Here is a 1,410-nt window from a genome sequence, read left to right as displayed (position 1 = left end):
CTAATACTCCAACGTCACTTCGCCTGTCTGCGCTGGTAGTGGGTTCGTCGGGCGCGGGCTTGGGATGTTCGTCGCCAGACCGACCAGTGCAGGGTGTGTGCGGGTGGGAGTGTCACGGCGAGGACGAAGGCGTTGAGGAGCCGGCGGATTTCGGCGATGGTCAGCGCGATGATCTCCGGGTCGGGGTCGGGCTGCTGAGCGGCGAGGATGGTCAGGACGGCGAGGGCGAGCATGGCCAGGGTGACGTGGCGGTGCCAGCCGGTCCAGCCGCGGACCTGGTAGTGGTCCAGGCCGACCTGACCTTTGCCGGACTGGAACAGCTCCTCGATGCTCCAGCGGGAACCAGCGACGGTCACGAGGGTGTGCAGCGGCGCCGGGCGGGGTGACCAGCACAGGTAGAAGGCCAGCTCACCGGTGCTGCGGTTGCGGCGAATCAGCAGCCACCGGTGCTGACCTGCGCTGGTGGCGGTGGTGATCCAGGCCCATAGGTACTCGCGTGGTCCTTTGGCCCCGGGGCCGCAGCTGTGTGGCTGCCATTCGCGGCTGGGGATCCGGTCGGCGAGGTCGTCGACGCGGACGAGGGTGCGGCCGTCGTTGACGGCAACGCGTCGGTCGCAGCCGACGGCCAGGACGTAGCCGATCCCACGGTGTTCCAGGTCAGCTCGTAGGCCGGGGTCGGCGCCGTAGACCTCGTCGCCGGTCACCCACCCGAACGGGACACCAGCGGCGATCGCGGCGGCGATCATCTGCCGGGCCAGCGCAGGCTTCGTGGCGAACCCGACCTGGTCGGGGACGCCGGCGGCGGCGAGACGCTCGGGCTGCTGACACCAGGTCGCCTCGGGCAGGTAGAGCCGACGGTCGATCAGCGCCCGCCCCGTCGGTGACACGTAGGCCAGGAACACCCCGACCTGGCTGTTCTCGATCCGCCCGGCGGTGCCGGTGTACTGCCGCTGGACCCCGACCGAGCACAGGCCCTTCTTCAGGAAGCCGGTCTCGTCACAGGCCAGCACCGCCTCGGGGTGCCCGAGCTGTTCGATCAGCCAGGACCGCACGTCGTCGCGGACGGCGTCGGCGTCCCACACCGCTGTGCGCAGCAGCCGCTGCATCGCCTGCGGATCAGCGTGACCCGCCCGTTCCGCAAGCGACCAGCAGGTCTTGCGTTCGGCCTCTGACAGCAGTCCTTCCACGAACTGCCCGGCGATCCGGCGTGGCTCCGCCCGCACGAACCGGCCAGCTACACGCGTCACCGCCTCGTCCAAGATGACCCGCCACCCGGCGGGGTCTACGCTGTGGCACGCGGCCACCGCACGATCTTCGGTTGTCCTCACAAACCATCGATGATCAACGCGGTGGCCGTCTCCATGCCCACGCCACGCCCGACGCCCAAGCCAAGTGACGTTGGAGTACTAA

Annotated in this window: 1 protein-coding gene; it reads right to left on the bottom strand. The window is 69.4% G+C overall.

Annotation, left to right across the window (positions count from 1 at the left end):
* Positions 1–14: 14 nt before the first annotated feature.
* On the bottom strand, positions 15–1,247 hold the full coding sequence (locus tag ACIBO1_RS32280) for an IS701 family transposase (RefSeq protein WP_396753101.1): 1,233 nt from the start codon (positions 1,245–1,247) through the stop codon (positions 15–17).
* Between the last annotated feature and the right edge of the window lie 163 nt (positions 1,248–1,410).

This window comes from Micromonospora sp. NPDC049903 (assembly GCF_044460945.1).
Taxonomy (GTDB): Bacteria; Actinomycetota; Actinomycetes; order Mycobacteriales; family Micromonosporaceae; genus Micromonospora.
This window is presented reverse-complemented; position numbering and strand designations above follow the sequence as displayed.